Source organism: Pseudomonas azerbaijanoccidentalis (assembly GCF_019145495.1).
Classification (GTDB): Bacteria; Pseudomonadota; Gammaproteobacteria; order Pseudomonadales; family Pseudomonadaceae; genus Aquipseudomonas; species Aquipseudomonas azerbaijanoccidentalis.
The window spans coordinates 178346-194569 of record NZ_JAHSTU010000006.1; the positions used below are offsets into that span (position 1 = coordinate 178346).

The 16224-nt window shown below is 60.4% G+C and carries 13 protein-coding genes; 1 reads left to right on the plus strand and 12 read right to left on the minus strand.

What is annotated here, in order from left to right; genetic code table 11:
* Positions 1 to 76: 76 nt before the first annotated feature.
* From KVG88_RS20375 to KVG88_RS20430, 12 genes are all read right to left on the minus strand, one after another.
* Positions 77 to 2011 carry a methyl-accepting chemotaxis protein gene (locus KVG88_RS20375; RefSeq protein WP_150705342.1) on the minus strand — a complete coding sequence of 645 codons (1935 nt, stop codon included), beginning with the start codon at positions 2009 to 2011 and terminating at the stop codon, positions 77 to 79.
* Positions 2012 to 2161: 150 nt separating this feature from the next.
* Entirely contained in the window at positions 2162 to 3451 is a 1290-nt protein-coding gene (locus KVG88_RS20380; protein WP_110657998.1) for an adenylosuccinate synthase, read from the minus strand.
* A gap of 54 nt (positions 3452 to 3505) precedes the next feature.
* Complete coding sequence (locus KVG88_RS20385; protein ID WP_090328525.1) at positions 3506 to 4693, minus strand: ATP phosphoribosyltransferase regulatory subunit; 1188 nt, start codon at positions 4691 to 4693, stop codon at positions 3506 to 3508.
* Between the two features lie 313 nt (positions 4694 to 5006).
* Positions 5007 to 5876, minus strand: coding sequence for a protease modulator HflC (hflC, locus tag KVG88_RS20390; protein ID WP_095192129.1), 870 nt, complete (start codon positions 5874 to 5876; stop codon positions 5007 to 5009).
* The gene (gene hflK, locus KVG88_RS20395; protein WP_150705341.1) at positions 5876 to 7048 is read right to left on the minus strand and encodes an FtsH protease activity modulator HflK; all 1173 of its coding nucleotides are present in this window, start codon (positions 7046 to 7048) and stop codon (positions 5876 to 5878) included. Before hflK ends, hflC begins: the two co-directional genes overlap by 1 nt.
* A 96-nt stretch (positions 7049 to 7144) precedes the next feature.
* Positions 7145 to 8446 (minus strand): ribosome rescue GTPase HflX, encoded by a 1302-nt coding sequence (hflX, locus tag KVG88_RS20400; RefSeq protein ID WP_008048071.1) that lies wholly within the window; start codon positions 8444 to 8446, stop codon positions 7145 to 7147.
* A 12-nt stretch (positions 8447 to 8458) separates the two neighbouring features.
* A complete protein-coding gene (hfq, locus tag KVG88_RS20405; protein ID WP_007902656.1) occupies positions 8459 to 8719 on the minus strand; it encodes an RNA chaperone Hfq in 261 nt (86 codons plus the stop codon).
* Between the two features lie 93 nt (positions 8720 to 8812).
* Positions 8813 to 9784: a tRNA (adenosine(37)-N6)-dimethylallyltransferase MiaA gene (gene miaA, locus KVG88_RS20410; RefSeq protein WP_217872660.1), complete on the minus strand. Its 972-nt coding sequence runs from the start codon at positions 9782 to 9784 to the stop codon at positions 8813 to 8815.
* A complete protein-coding gene (gene mutL / locus KVG88_RS20415) occupies positions 9784 to 11682 on the minus strand; it encodes a DNA mismatch repair endonuclease MutL (protein WP_217872661.1) in 1899 nt (632 codons plus the stop codon). The genes miaA and mutL overlap by 1 nt, the downstream gene beginning before the upstream one ends.
* An 8-nt stretch (positions 11683 to 11690) precedes the next feature.
* Positions 11691 to 13073 (minus strand): N-acetylmuramoyl-L-alanine amidase, encoded by a 1383-nt coding sequence (locus KVG88_RS20420; protein ID WP_412071310.1) that lies wholly within the window; start codon positions 13071 to 13073, stop codon positions 11691 to 11693.
* Positions 13074 to 13121: 48 nt separating this feature from the next.
* Positions 13122 to 13592 (minus strand): tRNA (adenosine(37)-N6)-threonylcarbamoyltransferase complex ATPase subunit type 1 TsaE, encoded by a 471-nt coding sequence (gene tsaE / locus KVG88_RS20425; protein WP_150705338.1) that lies wholly within the window; start codon positions 13590 to 13592, stop codon positions 13122 to 13124.
* Positions 13580 to 15079 (minus strand): NAD(P)H-hydrate dehydratase, encoded by a 1500-nt coding sequence (locus tag KVG88_RS20430; RefSeq protein ID WP_217872577.1) that lies wholly within the window; start codon positions 15077 to 15079, stop codon positions 13580 to 13582. Before KVG88_RS20430 ends, tsaE begins: the two co-directional genes overlap by 13 nt.
* Before the next feature lie 63 nt (positions 15080 to 15142).
* Here KVG88_RS20430 and queG point away from each other — a divergent pair, with 63 nt between their 5' ends.
* Positions 15143 to 16207: a tRNA epoxyqueuosine(34) reductase QueG gene (gene queG, locus KVG88_RS20435; protein ID WP_150705336.1), complete on the plus strand. Its 1065-nt coding sequence runs from the start codon at positions 15143 to 15145 to the stop codon at positions 16205 to 16207.
* Positions 16208 to 16224: the final 17 nt, after the last annotated feature.

Consider the following 16224-nt stretch of genomic DNA (forward strand, 5'->3'; position numbering starts at 1 on the left):
CGCAGCTTTCGACAGCGCCTACAGAGAAACACACATTCCCAGTAGGAGCTGTCGAAGGCTGCGATCTTTTGATCTTTTAAGCCCGGAACTGCCCCAAGCTAGCCTTCAACTGCGCGGCCAATCCATCCAGCACCTTGCCACTCGCCGTGGTTTCCACCACCGCCTGAGCCGCTTTCTCAGCCTGCGCATGAATTGTCTCGACCCGACCACGCACAGCCTGCGCACCTTTGGCCTGATGCGCTGCCGCCTGGGTCGCCAGACCGATCGCCGCATGCACCTGCTCGACCGATGCCTGCACCGACTGCTGCAACCGTGCGCTGTCGCGCAACACCAGCAAACCTTCATTGGCCTGACGCCCGGCCTGACCGATGGCCGCCACTGCCTCGCGCGCCCCCTGCTGCAATGCAACGATGTGCGCCTGAATATCGCCGGTGGAGCTCTGCGTCTTGCTTGCCAGCGCCCGCACCTCATCAGCCACCACGGCAAAGCCACGGCCGGTCTCGCCGGCCCGCGCCGCTTCAATGGCGGCGTTCAGTGCCAGCAGATTGGTTTGCTCGGCAATCCCGTGAATCACCGTCAACACCACTTCAATCTGCTCACTCTGCTGCGCCAGTCGCTCGATCACCTGCGCTCCCGTATTGACCTGGCCAGCCAACTCTTCGATCAGGCTGCCGACTTTCGCCGACGTGCGAGTGTTTTCGTCGGTCGCCTGACGAATATCCACCACCTGCTTCAATGCCGCCTGCATGGCATGGCTTTCAGACTGGGCTTCGTCGGCCATTTGCGACAAGGCGCGCAGACTTTCAGCCACTTCATCGCGCTGCATGCCCGCCGCCGCGTCGGCTCCGGCGTTGCGCAAGGTCATGGCGCCGATTTCGACACCGGTACGCTGCGCCACATCACCCGCTTCGCGCACGATCGGCTGCAACTTATCCACAAAGCGATTGACCGCCGAGGCCATGTCGCCGATTTCGTCCTTGCTGTTGATCTGCACGCGCTTGGTGAGATCACCCTCGCCCGCCGCCAGGTCATCCATGGCGACAATCAACATTTTCAGGCGATTGACCACTCGACGCCCCAGCACAACGGCCAGCAGCAGCAAAACACCACACCCCACCACCGCGAGACTCACGCCGATGCGCCAGCGCAAAGTGGACGCCGCTTCCTGCACGGTACTGGTGGTATTGGCCTTCATTTCCGATGCCGTGGACTGCGCGGACTGCAAACGCGAGCGCATGGCCGTCGCACTGTCAGCCGCAGCGCCTTTGAGGCTGTCGCCGACCAGTTGATCACTGCTGGCAATCAATGCCGAGAAGCGCTTGTCCAGCGCCGCCAGATCGGTTTCCACCGAGGCGGTCGAGACGCCCATCAGGACCTTGCCGATTTCTACGCCGTTCGGATTGATCGAAGCCTCGATGTAGAACACCGACGGATCGTTCTTCGCCGCATCCAGCACTTTGTCGAGCGCACGCTCGCCCTGCCCCTTTTCCAGCAGCGCCTTGTTGATCGGGTTTTCGCGGTTGAGGTAGCGCGTCAGGTGCTGGCCCGTGGCATCGTCATACACCACAAACAGCACGTTGGGATTGCGCTGGGCACGACGGGCGAATTCCGACAGCGTGGGAACGTCGTTGTCCCACATGGCACGGGGCGCGACGGAGGCCAGAAGTTGTGCCATGTCGCCGGCGGAATCCTTCAGGTCCTTTTCCAGCGTTGCGCGCAACTGCGCCTGCTCGTCCTTCAATCGCGAAGACAAACCCGCGGTGAGGCGCTGACGCGTACTGGTGGAGAGGTTGTCGAGGCTAGACGTGACTTCACGCCCCGCCTGCTCAAGCTCAGCGGACAGTTTTTGACTATCTGCTCCCAAGCGCACGCCCAGATCGGCTTCCAGCGCAGTCACCGTGCTCCGGGTAAGAGCAACAGCTACCAGCACCTGCACCAAAAGAGCGATACCAAGGGTAACGAACACAGGCCGCAACAAACGGCTTTGTAACAGTGAGAGAACGGCCGACACTTGAAATCCCTCTGCATGAGCGCCATTAAATTGATGGCACGCCGAAAGTGACGCTTTAAGCAAAGCTAATAGCAAAGGTCATGCCGTCCAACAGGCATAAACGACAAAGGCCCCTATTAAGGGGCCTTTGTGTTTTACATCAACAAGTTATCAAGCGAACGGATGGCGCAGAACGATGGTTTCGTTGCGATCCGGGCCCGTCGAAATAATGTCGATCGGCGCACCGATCAGCTCTTCGACGCGTTTGATGTAAGCACGGGCGTTAGCTGGCAGCTCTTCCAGGGTTTTGGCACCCACGGTCGACTCGGTCCAGCCCGGCACTTCTTCGTACACAGGCTGCAGGCCTACGTAGCTGTCTGCATCAGTCGGGGCAACCGCATTACCTTGTGCGTCTTTGTAGCCAACGCAGATATTGATGGTTTCCAGACCGTCGAGTACGTCCAGCTTGGTCAGGCAGATGCCCGAGATGCTGTTCACATCGATAGCGCGACGCAGGATAACGGCGTCGAACCAACCACAACGACGGGCACGGCCGGTCGTCGCGCCGAACTCGTGACCTTGCTTGGCCAGGTGTGCGCCGACTTCGTCGAACAGCTCAGTCGGGAACGGACCCGAACCTACGCGCGTGGTGTAAGCCTTGGTGATGCCCAGGATGTAGTCCAGGAACATCGGGCCAACGCCCGAACCGGTAGCAACGCCGCCAGCGGTGGTGTTCGAGCTGGTCACGTACGGATAGGTACCGTGGTCGATGTCCAGCAGGGAACCTTGGGCGCCTTCGAACATGATGTCTTTGCCAGCACGACGCAGGTCGTGCAGCTCGGCCGTGACGTCCAGCATCAGCGGCTTGAGCAGCTCAGCGTATTCTTTGCACTCGGCCAGGGTCTTGTCGAACTCGATGGCGGGCTCTTTGTAGTAACCCACCAGCATGAAGTTGTGGTAATCCACCAGTTCACGCAGCTTGTCTTCAAAGCGCGGCATGTTGAGCAGGTCGCCCACACGCAGGCCACGACGTGCAACCTTGTCTTCGTAAGCCGGGCCGATGCCGCGACCGGTAGTACCGATCTTCAGCTCGCCACGGGCCTTTTCACGAGCCTGGTCCAGCGCAACGTGGAAGGACAGGATCAGCGGGCAGGACGGGCTGATACGCAGGCGCTCGCGCACCGGTACGCCTTTCTCTTCCAGCTTGGTGATCTCGCGCAGCAGGGCGTCAGGTGCAACCACCACGCCGTTACCGATCAGGCACTGCACGCCTTCGCGCAGCACGCCCGACGGGATCAGGTGCAAGACAGTTTTTTCGCCATCGATCACCAGAGTGTGACCAGCGTTGTGGCCACCCTGGTAGCGCACTACGGCGGCAGCATGTTCGGTCAGCAGATCAACGATCTTGCCTTTGCCCTCATCACCCCATTGGGTGCCCAGGACTACGACATTCTTACCCATAACACTTGTCCTCATTCGCGCAAACTTGGTGCCGGCGGCGGCCGGCAGGAAAACTCAAGAAGCCAGTGGCGATACTTGCCAAAGCCCGTTCTGCTGAATCAATTGCCGGTCGCAGTCCGCTTCACGGGCGGCGGCCAAAGGTTGTCCAGGCAACGCCTGAACGACACGCTGACCCTCACTGCGCAACTGGCAAACCTGCTGCCAGAGTGCCGCATCCGTACTGTCAGGCATCCAGATACCGCCAGACGGTAGCTCGATCTCAGCACGCCCCAGGGTCACCAGGGTTTTCAAATCGGTGGAGAAGCCGGTTGCCGGGCGAGCACGACCGAAGTCGGCGCCGATGTCGTCGTAACGACCGCCCTGGGCAATGGACTGGCCAACACCCGGTACGAACACTGCGAACACCACACCCGTGTGGTAGTGGTAACCGCGCAACTCGCCCAGGTCGAAATACAGCGGCAGCTCCGGGAAACGCACGGACAAGCGCTCGGCAATTGCCAGCAAGTCATCCAGCGCAGCCAGAACCGGGGCCGGCGCCTTGGCCAGACGCTCGCGGGCTGCTGCCAGCACTTCACGGCCGCCGCATAGGTCGACCAACGCTCGCAGCATGCCCGACAGATCGGCAGGCAGGCCTTCGGTCAAGGTAATGACCTCGTCGATGGCCTTGCGTTGCAGGGCATCGAACAACTGCTGTTCAACTTCGCCGGACAAACCGGCAGCGCGGGCCAGGCCGCGGTAGATGCCAACATGCCCCAGGTCCATGTGCACATCTGGCACATCGGCCAGTTGCAGCATGGCCAGCATCAGGCTGATGACCTCAACGTCGCTGCTCGGGCTGGCGTCGCCGTACAACTCGGCACCCAACTGGATCGGGCTGCGCGAGGACGACAAGGCGCGTGGCTGAGCATGCAGCACGCTGCCGGCATAGCACAGGCGGCTTGGGCCTTCACGACGCAGGGTGTGCGCATCGATGCGCGCCACTTGCGGTGTGATGTCAGCACGGAAACCCATCTGCCGGCCCGATTGCGGGTCGATGACCTTGAAGGTACGCAGATCCAGGTCCTGGCCCGCGCCGGTCAGCAGGGATTCCAGGTACTCGATATGGGGAGTCACGACAAATTCGTAACCCCAGCTCTGGAACAGATCCAACACCTGGCGACGCGCTACTTCTATGCGCGCCGCTTCCGGTGGCAGTACTTCTTCGATGCCATCTGGCAGCAGCCAGCGGTCTACCGTTGCCATTACGCCAATCCCCTATGATCCGGGCAGCCAGCCTTGAGGCGAGCCTTGAGTGAAGCAGAAAATGATCGACCCAGCGCAAACCACGCGCATGAGCGACGTGGCGAAAAGCCTGAAACGGGCTTCGCCGACCACTTTCCTCGTAAAACCTTTCGAGCCATAGCGCTCGGGCACCTGCACAAAACAGCAATCAAACATGCAGACGCAAAAAAGCCGGGAATTTCCCGGCTGCCGCATCATACACACGTTTTCCCAAAGGATCACCCCGCCAGAGGTTTTAGCCGCCCGGCGGAGGATGATTCAGGTCAACGCCGTATCAAGGCTTGGCTTTTTCCAGGTAGTGGAAGAAGTCACTGCTTGGGTCCAGAACCATGACGTCGGATTTGTTCGCAAAGCTTTCACGGTAGGCACGCAGGCTACGGTAGAACGCGTAGAACTCCTGATCCTGACCGTAGGCCTTGGAGTAGATCGCAGCGGCCTGGGCGTCGCCGTCACCGCGAATCTCTTCAGATTCACGATAGGCTTCAGCCAACAGTACGCGGCGCTGACGATCGGCATCGGCACGAATACCTTCAGCCAGCTCGTTACCCTTGGCGCGGTGCTCGCGAGCTTCACGCTCACGCTCGGTGCTCATACGTTCGAACACACTGCGGTTTACTTCTTTCGGCAGGTCGATGGTCTTGACCCGAACATCGACAACTTCGATGCCCAGCTCCTTTTCCGCCATCTTGTTCAGCGAAGCCGTGATATCCGCCATCAGCGCATCACGTTCACCCGACACGACTTCGTGCAAGGTGCGCTTACCGAACTGGTCACGCAGACCCGACTCCAGACGACGGGACAGACGCTCGTCGGCGATTTGCTTGAGACCGGAAGTCGCGGTGTAGAAACGCTCGGCGTCCTTCACACGCCACTTGGCGTAGGCATCGACCATCACGGCTTTCTTTTCCAGCGTCAGGAAGCGCTGTGTCGGTGCGTCGAGCGTCATCAGGCGTGCGTCGAATTTACGCACCTGGTTAACGTAAGGCACTTTCACATGCAGGCCTGGCTGAACATCGGTCTGAACCACGCGACCGAACTGCAGCAACACCGCACGCTCGGTCTGAGCCACGATGTAGAAGCAGTTCCAGGCAGCGATCGCCACGACGACGCCGACAATAAGGGCGATCAGCGATTTATTGCTCATCAGCGACTCTCCCTGGTACGTGCTTGCTGTTGCTGCAGATCAGCTGCCGCACGCGCATTCGCTTCATTGCTGCTGGCTGCTGCGCCGGTCACCGGAGTGCTGGTGCTGCGGCCACTTTCGACCATCTTGTCCAGAGGCAGGTACAGCAGGTTGCTCTGGCCATTCTTGTTGCCGGTCACGAGAACCTTGCTGGTGTTGCTGAAGACTTCCTGCATGGTGTCCAGGTACAGACGCTGGCGGGTGACTTCAGGTGCCTTGCGGTACTCGGCGACCAGTTTGGTGAAGCGATCACCCTCACCCTTGGCGCGCGAGACGGTTTCGTCACGGTAGCCATTGGCATCTTCGAGAATGCGCTGGGCCTGACCACGGGCTTCCGGCACGACGCCGTTGGCGTAGGTTTCAGCCTGGTTACGCGAACGCTGTTCGTCTTCACGGGCGCGGATCACGTCATCGAAGGCTTCCTGGACTTCACGCGGTGCCGCTGCGCTCTGTACGTTGACCTGAGTGACGGTGATGCCGGTGCGATACGTATCCATGAAGCGTTGCAGGCGCTCCTTGATTTCGCTGGCCATCAATTCACGACCTTCGGTCAGCACCTGGTCCATGGCGGTGGAACCCACCACATGGCGCAATGCGCTGTCGGTCGCGTGCTGCAGGCTGATTTCCGGCTGATCGACGCTCAGCACGAAGTCCTGCAGGTTGCTGATCTTGTACTGCACGGTCAGCGGCACTTCGACGATGTTCTCGTCTTCAGTCAGCATCTGGCCCTGCTTGGTGTACGCACGCTCACGCGTTACGTTTTCCATGTACTTTTTGTCGATCGGCGGGAAATAGATGTTCAGACCCGGGCCGACGGTTTCGTAGTACTTGCCGAAGCGCAGCACCACGGCTTGCTCCTGCTCGTCGACTACATAGACCGCGCTGTACAGCCATACGGCCGCCAACACGACGAGGCCGATGCCGAGCAGGCCGCCGAAGCCGCCACCCTTGCCCGAACCACCGCCATCATCACCACGTTTCTTACCACCACCGAACAACCCATTCAGGCTTTCCTGCAGCTTTCGGAAGGCCTCGTCGAGATCCGGTGGTCCCTTGCGGTCGCCGTTATTGCGACGCTTGCCACCCCAAGGATCCTGATTATTCGAGTTGCCACCCGGCTCATTCCAAGCCATAGCGCTCTCCATCTGATAAAGCAAAGACGCACCCACGGCGCGCCGACCAATGCTACAGAATGCCTGTCACCACGGCACAACCGCTTTCTCAGGCTTTTATTGCAAAGTGTGTTGCTCGATGAATTCCATCGGCTGCAATCCCTCGCGGCTTACCAGTCGATTCAACTCGACCCGGGGCAAACGAACGGCCAGCAAACTGATGCCTTCTTCGTCGTGTTCTTCTTTCTGCACCGCACCGAGTTCGAAAAACTGCGCACGCAGTCGAGCGAATCGTTGCGGCAAGCGCAAGGTACCGACGAACAAATCACTGCCCAGTAACTCGGCAATGGCTTGTTCAAGCAATTCCAGGCCACTGCCATCACGCGCCGACAACCAGACCCGTTGGGGCTTGCCGTTTTCGTCGCGCTGGATTTGTGGCTCAACGCCTTCAAGCAAATCGAGTTTGTTATAGACCTCGAGGATCGGCAAGTCCTGAGCACCAATCTCGCCCAGCACCACCATGACCTGCTCGATCTGCAGCATGCGATCCGGTTCGGCCGCATCGATCACGTGCAACAACAGGTCGGAGTTGCTCGACTCTTCGAGGGTAGACCGAAATGCCTCGACCAGCTTGTGAGGCAAGTGACGAATGAAGCCCACCGTGTCTGCCAGGACAATCGGCCCCAGGTCGTCTATGTCCAGACGACGCAGGGTCGGGTCCAGCGTGGCGAACAATTGGTCCGCGGCGTAGACGTCGGATTTCGTCACGTTGTTGAAGAGCGTCGATTTACCGGCGTTGGTGTAGCCCACCAAAGACACGGTAGGAATGTCCGCACGCGATCGGCCGCGACGCGACTGTTCGCGCTGGCTGCGCACTTTCTCCAGCCGCCCCTTGATCTGCCGCAGGCGAACCCGCAGCAAACGGCGGTCGGTTTCCAGCTGGGTTTCACCCGGGCCCCGCATACCGATACCGCCACCCTGACGCTCAAGGTGAGTCCAGCCACGAACCAGCCGGGTGCTCATGTGGTCAAGCTGGGCCAGTTCGACCTGGAGCTTGCCTTCATGCGTACGGGCGCGTTGGGCGAAAATATCGAGAATCAGACCGGTGCGGTCGATCACGCGACACTCGAAAACACGTTCGAGGTTACGTTCCTGACTGGGCGTGAGGATGTGATTGAAAATCACCAGATCGGCCTGTTCGGCCTTGACCAGGTCGCGCAGTTCCTCGACCTTGCCACTGCCAATCAGGGTCTTGGCGGTTGGCCGATGACGCGGCACGTTAAAAAACGCGACGGTCTCGGCACCCGCCGAGTTAGCCAATTCCTGAAACTCCTGCGGATCTTCGCGCGCCTCAGGGTCCTGTCCATCCAAGTGAACGAGGATGACTCGCTCACCACCACCGTGGCGCTCAAAGAACAAAGGAGACTCCTATCAGGCGTTACCTGGCTCAGCGTCACCTGCTTCGGATTCGGTTGCGCTAGGCAGACGAATTGGACGAACCGGTACCACTGTAGAGATAGCGTGTTTGTAAACCATTTGGCTGACGGTGTTTTTCAGCAGGATAACGAACTGGTCGAAAGACTCGATCGTGCCTTGCAGCTTGATACCGTTGACCAGGTAAATGGACACCCCAACTTTCTCTTTACGTAAAGTATTCAAGTAAGGGTCTTGTAGCGAATGCCCTTTTGACATGTGCCGCACTCCTTTAAGGATTCAATATAAAAAATAGGTAATCAGATGGCTTTGGCCGTCACACCCCCAAGGATAGACGGCAATTGCAAGGACTCAGCTCAATATGGAGATGGTCCCAAGGTATTTCAAGGCGCGCGGCAGATTGTCGCAATCCAGGCTGTCCAGCCAGTGTAAATCAGCCCAACTGCGCAGCCATGTGAACTGGCGTTTCGCCAACTGGCGCGTGGCAATGATTCCACGCTCCTGCATCTCGGCTGACGTCAGCTTGCCATCCAGGTAGTCCCAGACTTGGCGGTAGCCTACTGCACGTATAGACGGCAACCCGGCATGCAGGTCACTTCTCTTACGCAGGGCTACGACCTCGTCAATGAATCCCTGTTCCAACATTAAAGTGAATCTTTGTTTAATTCGCTCGTGCAATACCTGACGATTTGCCGGAGCAATGGCCAAGTTCGCGACAGTATAGGGCAATTGTTGCCGTCCCGAAGCGGCTGCTTCAGTACTTTGCGCAGATTGTTGCAAGCGAAGCGCAGTCATGCTTTGACCGCTGACGCGATAAACTTCCAGCGCTCGACTCAGACGCTGCGGATCGTTCGGATGAATTCGCGCTGCCGATACCGGGTCGATCACCGCCAATTGGTCATGCAGGGCTTGCCAGCCAAGGCGTGCAGCCTCTTCTTCGATTTGCGCACGAACCTCGGGATCGGCCGCCGGCATTTCTGCCAGGCCTTCAAGCAAAGCCTTGTAGTAGAGCATCGTGCCGCCTACCAACAGCGGAATTTTTCCCCGCGCGGTGATATCGGCCATGGCTTCGAGGGCGTCACGGCGAAAATCGGCTGCCGAATAGCTCTCGGCCGGGTCAAGAATATCGATCAAGCGATGCGGATGCTGCGCTAACAGTTCTTTGGACGGTTTGGCGGTGCCGATATCCATGCCACGGTAAACCAACGCCGAATCGACGCTGATCAGCTCGCAAGGCAGGACTTTGGTGAGTTCGATGGCCAGGTCGGTCTTGCCGGCGGCGGTCGGACCCATCAGGAAAATCGCAGGTGGGAGCTGGCTCATCAACGACCGCGCAAGAACAGTTTGTCCAGATCGTCCAGGCCCAGTTGGGTCCAGGTCGGTCGGCCATGGTTGCATTGACCGCTGCGCTCGGTGTTTTCCATGTCACGCAGCAGGCCGTTCATTTCCGGGATGGCCAGACGCCGGTTCGCTCGAACCGCGCCATGGCAGGCCATGGTCCCAAGCAGCTCGTTGATGTGCGCTTGAATTCGATCGCTGGTGCCGTACTCCATCAGGTCGGCCAGTACGTCAGCGACCAGGCGGTTGGCTTCGGCCTGTTTGAGCAGTGCCGGAATCTGCCGGATGGCCAGGGTTTCCGGGCCAAGGCGCTGCAATTCAAAGCCCAGGCGCTGGAACCACGCGACGTGTTCTTCAGCACAATCGGCTTCACGCTGGCTGACCGCCAGGGATTCCGGCACCAGTAGCGGTTGACCGCTCAGGCCTTCGCTGGCCATCGCAACCTTGAGGCGTTCGTACATGATTCGCTCGTGGGCCGCATGCATGTCCACCAGCACCAGGCCTTGGGCATTTTCCGAAAGAATGTAGATGCCCTTGAGCTGCGCCAGTGCGTAACCCAGCGGCGGGATATCGTCCTGCCCCGCTGGTAGCGCGACGGCATTGGCCTCAGGCAGCGGTGCGAAAAACTCGCGGTAGGCCGCTTGCGCTTCAGCGACCGGCCCCCCCGATTGTGGGCGCGGCGTGTATTGATATTGGTAACCGGCACCCGCCCCTGAACCGGCGGGGGTATTGAATGCAGGCTGGGCCTGAGGCTGCTCCAGCAGCGCATTGGCTGCCAGGCGCATTTCGCCCTGAGGGCCGAACTCGCCCGCATCGAGGCCTGTGGGGCGAACGATAGCCGTCGCGACCGGTGCCGCCAGATGATCATCCGGCCGCACATCGCCCAAGGCGCGGTGCAAGGTGCCGTAAAGGAAATCGTGGACCATGCGCCCTTCACGAAAGCGCACTTCGTGCTTGGTCGGGTGCACGTTGACGTCGACGCCGGTCGGATCGACTTCGAAAAACAGCACAAACGTCGGATGCCGGCCATTGAACAGCACATCGCGATAGGCCTGGCGCACCGCGTGGGCCACCAGTTTGTCGCGCACGGCACGGCCATTCACGAAGAAATACTGCAAATCCGCCTGACTGCGGTTGAAGGTCGGCAAACCGACCCAGCCCCACAGGTGCAAGCCATTGCGCTCGATTTCAATCGGCAGTGCCTGCTCCAGAAACCCCGGACCGCAGATCGCCGCCACACGCCGGGCACGGGCCGCATCATCATGGGCCTCGTGCAAGCTGAGAATGGTTTTGCCGTTGTGACGCAAATGGAACGCCACGTCGAAACGCGCCAGAGCCAGGCGCCTGATCACTTCTTGCAGGTGATCGAATTCGGTTTTTTCGGTCTTGAGAAACTTGCGCCGCGCCGGCGTATTGAAAAACAGGTCACGCACTTCCACCGAAGTACCCACTGGGTGGGCTGCGGGCTGCACGCGAGGGGCCATGTCACGGCCTTCGGTTTCCACCTGCCAGGCTTGATCGGCATCACGGGTGCGGGAAGTCAGGGTCAGGCGTGCTACGGAGCTGATCGACGCCAGCGCCTCACCACGAAAGCCCAGGCTCATCACCTGTTCGAGGTCTTCGAGGTTGCGAATCTTGCTGGTGGCGTGACGGGCCAGGGCCAGCGGCAGGTCATCAGCGGAAATGCCGCTGCCGTCGTCGCGCACCCGCAGCAGCTTGACGCCGCCCTGCTCGACATCCACGTCGATGCGCTTGGCACCCGAGTCGAGGCTGTTTTCCAGCAGTTCCTTGATGACCGATGCCGGGCGTTCAACCACCTCACCGGCGGCAATCTGGTTCGCCAGCCGCGGGCTGAGCAGCTCGATACGCGCGCTATTGCTCACGACCTGATTCATTCTTTGGCCGCCAGATCATTGCCCGGAATGGTCAGGTGCTGACCGATCTTCAGCTCATCGCTCGACAGATTGTTGGCGCTGCGCACCGCGGCCGGCGACACCTGATAGCGAACGGCGATCATCGCCAGCGTCTCGCCCGGGCTTACCCGGTGATCACGTGGGCCTTGAGCGATTTTCCCGGAGTCACGCAGCCAGGCAATGTACGTACCCGGTGGCGGGTTTTGCTGGAAGAACTGGCGCACACCGCTGCTGATGGAACGCGCCAGCGCTTGCTGGTGGCTCGATGCAGCGAGTTTCGACGCTTCGTTGGCGTTGGAGATAAACCCGGTTTCCACCAGGATTGACGGAATGTCCGGCGACTTCAGCACCATGAACCCGGCCTGCTCGACGCGCTGTTTGTGCAGCGGCGTGACCCGGCCGATGTTGCTCAGGACTTTCTGCCCGACGTTCAGGCTGGACGTCAGGGAAGCCGTCATCGACAGATCGAGCAGAACGCCAGCGAGCATGCGGTCTTTGTCGTCGAGGCTGACGTTGCCGGCACCACCGATCAAGTCGGAACGGTTTTCGCTGTCGGCCAGCCAACGGGCGGTCTCCGACGTTGCGCCGCGATCAGACAGGGCGAACACCGAGGCACCGAACGCAGCGGCAGACGGCGCGGCGTCGGCGTGAATCGAGACGAACAGGTCGGCGCCCTTCTTGCGGGCGATTTCGGTACGCCCGCGCAATGGAATGAAATAGTCGCCAGTGCGGGTCAGTTCGGCGCGGAAACCTTTCATGCCGTTGACCTGGCGCTGGGTTTCGCGGGCGATTTGCAGCACCACGTCTTTCTCGCGCTGACCGCGCGAACCGGAAGCCCCCGGGTCTTCGCCACCGTGACCGGCGTCGATCACCACAATGATGTCGCGCTTGCCGGCCGGGGCTGGCGGCAACTTGATTGCAGGCTCTGTCGGCGTAACCGGGACGGCAGGCACAGTGGCGACCGACGGCGTCGGTGCTGGCGGCGGCGCGGCATCAGCCGGGTTATCGAACAGGTCGACCACCAGTCGATTGCCGTATTGGGCATTCGGCGCCAGGGAGAAGCTTTTCGGTGTGACCGCCTTTTTAAGGTCGATGACCACCCGTAGATCGGTCGGCGTGCGCTGAGCCGAGCGCATGGCGGTGATCGGCGTATTGGAAGTGTTGACGTTCAGCGGCGCACCCAGGCTCGCGCCATTGATGTCGATGACCAGACGATCGGGGGCCGACAGGGTAAAGACGCTGTGCTGCACCGGGCCTGTCAGGTCAAACACCAGCCGCGTGTTGTCCGGCGCCCGCCACAGGCGAACACTGTTGACCTTCGTCTCGGCCACAGCGTCGACGGTCACCGCCAAAAACAACATCCCTACGGCAGCAACCAACGCGCGAAAGCGCATACCTAACCCCATCATTTATTTGGATTCCAATGCCAAAGCGGCACACCAGGCTTCGCCGCGCGAACCCTGGGATAAAATTTTCAGCGAACGCCCGCTGTCTTGCGGGCTAATGGTAATGGTCAGGTCGGGCTTTGGCAAAAAGCCTGCACCTTTATCGGGCCATTCGATCAGGCACAGGGCGTCATCTTCGAAATAGTCGCGGATCCCGAGGAATTCCAGCTCTTCCGGGTCGACCAGCCGATACAAGTCAAAGTGAAAGGCGCGAATGTCGCCGATCTCGTAGGGCTCGACCAACGTGAAAGTCGGGCTTTTCACCGCCCCGACATGGCCAAGGCCACGGATGATGCCCCGCGACAGCGTGGTTTTACCCATGCCGAGATTGCCTTCCAGAAAAATCAAACCGTGCCCTTGAGTCGTTTGAGCGATACGTGCGCCAAACGCGGTCATCGCGTCTTCATCAGCCAGGTACAGGGTTACTTCAGACACGGTGCTTGCTCCTCCAACAACTGACGAATGGCTGGTATCAAATCACTGGCCGCCAGCCCACGGCCCGATTTTCCTTGTTGCTCACCGGCATTGGCGTGCAGCCAGACTGCCAGACAAGCGGCGTCGAACGTTGCCATGCCCTGGGCGAGCAATGCGCCGACCAACCCGGCCAGCACATCACCCAAACCGGCGGTGGCCATCGCCGGGTGGCCCTGATGACAGACCGCTAACCGTCCGTCAGGACTGGCGATCAAACTCCCGGCGCCTTTAAGCACAACGACAGCTGTATATTTTTTGCTCAACGCATGGGCCGCCCCAGGTCGGTCAGCCTGAACCTGCCCGGTGCTGATCCCCAACAATCGCGCCGCTTCGCCCGGATGCGGAGTGATCACGCAATTCTTCGGCAGAGCCACGCGATCCTCGGCCAGCATGTTCAGCGCATCGGCATCCCAGACTTGTGGCAACGGTGCGTTGGCCGCGGCGGACAACAGGCTGCGGCCCCAGGCAGCTTGACCGAGACCTGGCCCGACCACCAACACAGAAACTTTTTGAAGCAAACCCATCAGCTGATTGGCTGAGGACGTGCCCAGTACCATCGCTTCGGGGATCCGCGCCAGCGCGGCGAGTACATGCTCGCTGCGGGTCGCCACCGACACCATGCCGGCGCCGCTGCGCAAGGCACTTTGTGCACTCAACAGAATCGCGCCACCCAAACCGCGATCGCCGCCAATCAGCAGTACATGGCCAAACTTGCCTTTATGGGAAGCCGGTGCGCGGGCAGCCAGACTCGGAAGATTATTGGCGGTCAGGCGACGGCCAATGGCTGGCGCAGCGTCAAGCAACGGCGGATCGGCGTGCAGATCATTGAACACCAGCGCCCCCACCACGTCCGCCGCATCGCCCGTGAACAACCCCAGTTTCAAACCGATGAACGTCACCGTCAGGTCGGCCCGCACGGCACAGCCGAGAATATGGCCGGTATCGGCACACAGCCCTGACGGAATATCCACCGACACCACCGGCAGTTCGGCGGCATTGATTGCGTCGATAGCACTGCCATAAGGCTCGCGCGCTTCGCCGGTCAAACCCGTGCCCAGCAAGGCATCCAGCACGATGCCGCGCAACGGGGACTGCGCCGACCAGGTTTCGATGACGGCTTTTTCCGACACCGCTTGCGCATGTGCCAACGCTGCATCGCCCTGCAGACGCTGGGGCTCACCCACCGCCAGCACGCGCACTGACCATCCCGCGCGCTGGGCGAGCACCGCCACCAGATAACCGTCGCCGGCGTTATTGCCATGACCGGCCAGTACACTTAATTCGTTCGCTGTCGGCCACTGACGGACCATTGCCCGCCAGGTCGCCCGCGCCGCGCGCTGCATCAATTCGAAGCCCGGCGTGCCCGCTGCGATAAGGCTCGCGTCGAGTGCGCGCACCTGCGCGGCGCTGTACAGCGCGTCGGGTAATTCATCTTTAGTGTGCGGCATGCGTCTTCGGGCTCCGATGTCTGGCAGAATTATACGCACCTCAGCTCCGGTTTCTCTCGTCTCATGCCCGCTATTACCACAGACCTGCCCGCCCTCGCCCAATCCATCAAGGACTGGGGCCGCGAGCTGGGCTTTCAGCAAGTCGGCATCAGCGGCCTCGACCTGGCCGAGCATGAGCAGCACTTGGAGCGTTGGCTCGAAGCCGGCTACCACGGCGAAATGGACTACATGGGCGCCCACGGCAGTAAACGCTCGCACCCCGAAGAACTGGTGCCGGGCACCTTGCGCGTGGTTTCGCTGCGCATGGACTACCTGGCCGGCGACACGCACATGGCGAAAGTGCTGGCCCAACCGGAAAAAGCCTACGTCTCGCGTTATGCCCTGGGCCGTGATTACCACAAGCTGATCCGCAAACGCGTGCAACAACTGGCGGACAAGATTCAGGCCCAGATCGGCCCGTTCGGCTTTCGTGCCTTTGTCGACAGTGCGCCGGTGCTGGAAAAAGCCATCGCCGAACAGGCGGGTCTTGGATGGATCGGCAAAAACACCCTGGTCTTGAATCGCAAGGCCGGCAGTTATTTCTTTCTTGCCGAACTGTTCGTCGACTTGCCACTGCCCGTGGACCCGCCCCATGCCACCGAACACTGCGGTCGTTGCAGCGCCTGTCTCGATATCTGTCCGACCAATGCCTTCGTCGGCCCCTATGTGCTGGACGCCCGACGCTGCATTTCCTACCTGACCATCGAGCTCAAGGGCGCTATTCCCGAAGACCTGCGCCCGCTGATTGGCAACCGCGTGTTCGGTTGCGATGACTGCCAGATCGTTTGCCCATGGAACCGTTTTGCCCGCCCGTCCGACGAAGGCGATTTCAAACCGCGTCACAATCTGGACAACGCCGGGCTGGCCGATCTGTTCATGTGGGACGAGGACAAGTTCTTGAGCAGTACCGAAGGCTCGCCACTGCGCCGCACGGGTTATGAAAACTGGCTGCGTAACCTGGCGGTGGGCTTGGGCAATGCGCCTTCAACAATTCCAGTGCTGGAAGCGCTCAAGGCGCGACGCGACTATCCGTCGGAGCTCGTACGCGAGCACGTCGAATGGGCCCTGAAGCAACACGGCCTAACGTAGGAGCTGCCGAAGGCTGC